Here is a 4,227-nt window from a genome sequence, read left to right as displayed (position 1 = left end):
GAGTCCTCCGTGAGTTCGAATCTCACCGCTTCCGCCAAATTTAAAAGCCCCTGTGAAAACAGGGGCTTTTTTAATGTCTGTGATTTTTTTCCAGAGGTTGAACTTCTATAAAAATAGATTTAAAAAAGCATAAATTTTCTGATTTCTAGCTGAATAGTTACCGAAGAACTTGATCGTAAAATTCAGCAGAAATTTATAAAAAACAAGACTAAAAAAACCATTATGACTATATAAGAGCTTTTTATATCAAGAGCAATATCAAATACGATAGATACCAGTTCATTCCACCATTTTAGAGATAGGGCTGAATAGGACTTTATAGATATTAGGGGAAACAGCTATTTTAGCTCGCGGAAGTTAACAATTCCTGTTGCATCCAGTCGACAAATTTTTGAATTAAAGGCGAGCTTTCCTGGCTGGAATGTACCAGATAATAGGCACGCCGACCTTCCAGTTTTTTAGTAGAGACAATCACCAATTTTTTTTCCTTTAATTCCTGTTCAATGAGCATTTGCGGAATCAGTGCCATGCCCATGCCATGATTGGCTGCTACTGCCAGCATGGAAAACAGTTCATGCCGTTGACCTTCAAAGGGATTGGAATGCTTGATTTGATGATGAGCAAACCATTCTTCCCAAATGCTGGGACGGGTGGTCTGCTGTAGTAAAGGCAGCTGTACCAGTTGCTCTGCATCCAGATCAAAACTGATTTCATTCACCATTTTGGCAGCAGGAAAGTGTTTATGAATAAGAGCAGGCGAACATACCGGAACTACATCTTCATGCATTAAATAATGGGTTTGTGTACCTGGCCAGTGTTCAATCTGCTGCGGGGTGCCGGCATAAATGGCAGCATCAAAGATATTTTCATTAAATAAAAACGGTTTGGTACTGGTTTCCAGATGCACGGTAATTTCAGGATAACGTGTATTGAAACGATGCAATTTAGGCAATAACCAGCGGGTAGCAAAGGTCGGAACCACGCCCAATTTCAGGGTGCCGCCTAAACCTTTATGCGACATGACATCCAGCGTGCTTTGTTCAAGTCCACTTAAATAAGGCTGAATGCTTTTATAATATTGCTGCCCGGCATGAGTGAGTTCTACGCCATGACGGGTCCGGGTAAATAAACTGACTCCCAGAAATTCTTCCAGTTGCTGGATTTGCCGAGAAACCGCACTTTGGGTGATAAACAGTTCCTGCGATGCATGGGTATAACTGGCATGCTTCGCGGCTGATTCAAAGCAGAGCAGGCTCTGGAGTGAGGGAATACTGCGACGCATAGATAAATCCTTTTATCTGTAGATATTTCAAAATGACATAATTCAAACAGCAACCTATTCGACTTTAGTCTTTAGATCTATTTAAAGTGATTATTGGCAGAGCAGTATAAGCACACAAAAAACCAAAAATTATTGAGATATGTGTAAATGGAATATCTGCATGCAAATTTATCGTTTGAAAGATGGGCTATTCAAACATAGCATCGAATCAAACAAAGAAAACTGATCTCAGGCAGAGGAAGCGATGAATCAAATGGTGAATACTAAAAAAACGGTAAAGGCTCAGTTCAATTGGCAAGATCCATTTTTACTGGAACAGCAATTGACTGAAGAAGAACGCATGATTCGCAATACGGCGCAGGCTTACTGTCAGGACAAATTACAGCCGCGTGTGCTGGAACAGTTCCGCCATGAAAAAACTGATCCAACAATCTTCCGTGAAATGGGCGAACTTGGCCTATTAGGCCCAACTATTCCAGAACAGTATGGCGGTGCTGGTCTGAATTATGTCAGCTATGGTCTGGTGGCGCGTGAAATTGAATATGTCGATTCCGGCTACCGTTCTATGGCCAGTGTACAAAGTTCACTGGTGATGGTGCCGATCAACGAGTTTGGTTCAGAAGAACAAAAACAGAAATATCTCCCGAAGTTGGCTTCTGGTGAATACATCGGTTGTTTTGGTTTAACCGAACCGGATCATGGTTCTGACCCGGGCAGCATGATTAGCCGTGCCAAAAAAGTCGACGGTGGTTACCGCTTAACTGGTGCAAAAATGTGGATTACCAATAGTCCGATTGCAGATGTTTTTGTGGTCTGGGCCAAGGAAGTGTCTGCTGAGGGCAATGTGGGTGATATCCGCGGCTTTATTCTGGAAAAAGGTTGGGAAGGGCTTTCGGCTCCTGCCATTCACGGAAAAGTGGGCCTGCGTGCTTCAATTACCGGTGAAATCGTGATGGATAGGGTGTTTGTTCCAGAAGAAAATGCTTTCCCTGAAGTGCGTGGCTTGAAAGGTCCATTTACCTGTCTGAACAGCGCCCGTTATGGCATTGCCTGGGGCGCGATGGGTGCGGCAGAATTCTGCTGGCACACGGCGCATCGATACACCATGGACCGTAAGCAGTTCGGCCGTCCACTGGCTGCCAATCAGCTGATTCAAAAGAAACTGGCGGATATGCAAACTGAAATTGCCTTGGGTTTGCAGGCGGCGTTACGTTTTGGCCGCATGAAGGATGAAGGCATTGCAGCAGTTGAAGGCACTTCATTAATCAAGCGCAATAACTGTGGCAAGGCTTTGGATATTGCCCGTGTAGCGCGTGACATGATGGGCGGCAACGGCATCAGCGATGAATTTGGCGTGGCGCGTCATCTCGTAAACCTTGAAGTGGTGAATACTTATGAAGGTACCCATGATGTCCATGCTCTGATTCTGGGTCGTGCGCAAACCGGTATCGCGGCATTTTGTAATTAAGTCATTTTAAAAAAATAGGGATGTTCACTCGTGAACATCCTAGAGATGTTTTGTCTCAAAAAAATCACTGATATCGATAAAGGATTCATCGTGAAACATTCTTGTAAAGCTCTGTATTTGCAAGCTTAAGTTCAAAATATATATAGATAAAAAGAATAAAGAACCGTTTAGGGCAAATGTAGAGACATGGGACTGCCGATGACTCATTTGGGAAAATGAGGTAATAAATCATGAACAATGACGTTCAAACAAGTGCAGGAACTCCAGCGAGTTCTTTGTCACGCAATATTGGAACCTATGAAAAAATAGGACCCAACACTTGGAAGTGGGCCTTGCTATTTGCCTATTTTGCCATGGTGGTAGATGGTGTGGATATCATGTTGCTGTCTTATAGTTTAACCAGCTTAAAGACCGAATTTGGATTGTCGACCTTTCAGGCCGGTGCACTAGGCAGCGCATCGCTCGCCGGGATGGGTATTGGTGGAATCTTGGGCGGCTGGGCATGTGATAAATTTGGCCGTGTTCGTACTATTGCCAACTCAGTGACTTTCTTCTCGATAGCCACCTGTTTGTTAGGTTTTACCCATAGCTTTGAGCACTTTATGGCACTGCGTTTTATCGGAGCTTTGGGTATTGGTGCACTATATATGGCCTGTAATACTCTAATGGCTGAATATGTGCCAACCACTTACCGTACAACGGTATTGGGTACGCTACAAACCGGTCAAACAGTCGGTTATATTGTTGCAACGCTATTAGCAGGTTCAATCATTCCAGATCATGGCTGGCGTATTCTGTTCTTTATCACCGTGATTCCAGCATTTATCAACATCTTCCTGCAACGCTTTGTACCAGAACCAAAATCATGGCAGCTAACCAAATTGAATGCCCTAAAAGGCAAAACTCAGCCTACAGCGGTGGTGGCTCAGGAAAAACCGAAAAGTGGCAGCATCTACAAGCAGATTTTCAGTAATTTTAAACATCGTAAAATGTTTTTGCTCTGGATGAGCACAGCTTTCTTCCTACAATTTGGTTATTACGGCATTAACAACTGGATGCCAAGCTATCTGGAAACTGAAGTTCACATGAACTTTAAGAGTTTGACCAGCTATATGGTGGGTTCATATACCGCCATGATTCTCGGTAAGATTCTGGCAGGCTATCTGGCAGATAAATTTAACCGTCGTGCGGTGTTTGTATTCGGCACTCTTGCCAGCGCTGTGTTCTTGCCAGTGATTATCTTCTGCAATACGCCAGACAACATTCTGTACTTGTTGGTGACTTTTGGCTTCTTGTACGGCATTCCATATGGTGTAAATGCGACCTATATGGCAGAGAGCTTCTCTACAGATGTACGCGGTACAGCCATTGGCGGTGCTTATAACATCGGCCGCGTCGGTGCGGCAATTGCCCCAGCGACGATTGGTTTTCTGGCATCGGGTGGTACATTCACCATGGCCTTTATTGTGATGGGTGC

3 protein-coding genes are annotated in these 4,227 nt (G+C 44.0%); 2 read left to right on the top strand and 1 reads right to left on the bottom strand.

Annotation, left to right across the window (positions count from 1 at the left end):
- Positions 1-343: 343 nt before the first annotated feature.
- The gene (locus B2Y23_RS12685) at positions 344-1,282 is read right to left on the bottom strand and encodes a LysR substrate-binding domain-containing protein (protein ID WP_291371180.1); all 939 of its coding nucleotides are present in this window, start codon (positions 1,280-1,282) and stop codon (positions 344-346) included.
- 244 nt (positions 1,283-1,526) lie between these two features.
- Here B2Y23_RS12685 and B2Y23_RS12680 point away from each other — a divergent pair, with 244 nt between their 5' ends.
- On the top strand, positions 1,527-2,750 hold the full coding sequence (locus tag B2Y23_RS12680) for an acyl-CoA dehydrogenase (RefSeq protein WP_291371178.1): 1,224 nt from the start codon (positions 1,527-1,529) through the stop codon (positions 2,748-2,750).
- Between the two features lie 230 nt (positions 2,751-2,980).
- Positions 2,981-4,227: MFS transporter (locus tag B2Y23_RS12675; protein WP_291371176.1), on the top strand; the 1,247-nt coding region annotated here is incomplete at its 3' end.

Origin of the sequence: Acinetobacter sp. UBA5934, from assembly GCF_002430855.1 — a bacterium.
Taxonomy (GTDB): domain Bacteria; phylum Pseudomonadota; class Gammaproteobacteria; order Pseudomonadales; family Moraxellaceae; genus Acinetobacter.
The sequence above is the reverse complement of the archived record's forward strand: the minus strand, read 5'-3'. Positions and strand labels throughout refer to the sequence as shown.

Bases quoted from the DNA above. Each gene is read 5' to 3' on its own strand.
- B2Y23_RS12685 (WP_291371180.1), bottom strand. From the start codon at position 1,282: ATGCGTCGCAGTATTCCCTCACTCCAGAGCCTGCTCTGCTTTGAATCA.
- B2Y23_RS12680 (WP_291371178.1), top strand. From the start codon at position 1,527: ATGAATCAAATGGTGAATACTAAAAAAACGGTAAAGGCTCAGTTCAAT.